The organism is Kitasatospora sp. MBT63 (assembly GCF_000710465.2).
Lineage (GTDB): Bacteria > Actinomycetota > Actinomycetes > Streptomycetales > Streptomycetaceae > Kitasatospora.
This window is the reverse complement of record NZ_JAIZ01000397.1, coordinates 1-568: the sequence shown is the minus strand read 5'-3', so window position 1 is coordinate 568 and position 568 is coordinate 1. Positions and strand designations below refer to the sequence as shown.

General features: G+C 66.9%; 1 pseudogene. It reads right to left on the bottom strand.

The annotated features are described in order from the left end of the window. A pseudogene (locus tag AA75_RS51460) lies at nucleotides 1-249 on the bottom strand (signal protein PDZ); the annotation flags it as partial. Nucleotides 250-568: the final 319 nt, after the last annotated feature.

The following is a 568-nucleotide window of genomic DNA, read 5'->3' as shown; positions in this document are numbered from 1 at the left end:
GACGGTCGCGATCACCCGCTGGTAGTCGCTCTCCAGCTGGCTACTGGTGGATGGAGCAGCCGAAGACTGGACCGAGGAGCCGGAGGAACCCGGGGCGGATCCGGCGGGAGAAGGGGTCGAACCGCCGGAGCAGCCCGCCAGCGCCAGCACTGCCACCGCCAGCGACACGCCCTGAAAAATCTTGGTCGCGGACCTGTCGAGGCGGCAGGACGCCGGAACCGGCCCGATGGATGGCTTCCTGGAGTTCACTTGTCACGTCCTCCGGATCTTGCAGACAGGGCCGGCAGCCAGTTATGGATCATTTTGAGTCAATACATCCGTCACATGCAGTATGTCGGGTAATTGGATACTTTCCGGGCGGGCGCGCCATACAGCCGAGCCAGCGATGCCGTTCCCGCGGCCGTTGCATCCGGACAGCGGTTTCGCCCCGCTGGACGGATCCAACGGGGCGAAACAGCAGGCCGGACCGCAGCCGTGGTGCCGGGCCGCACGTGCTACCTGGTGAGGCCGGCGACCTTGGAGCAGACAGGCCAGGCGCCGGGGCCCTGGGAGGCGAGCACCTTCTCGG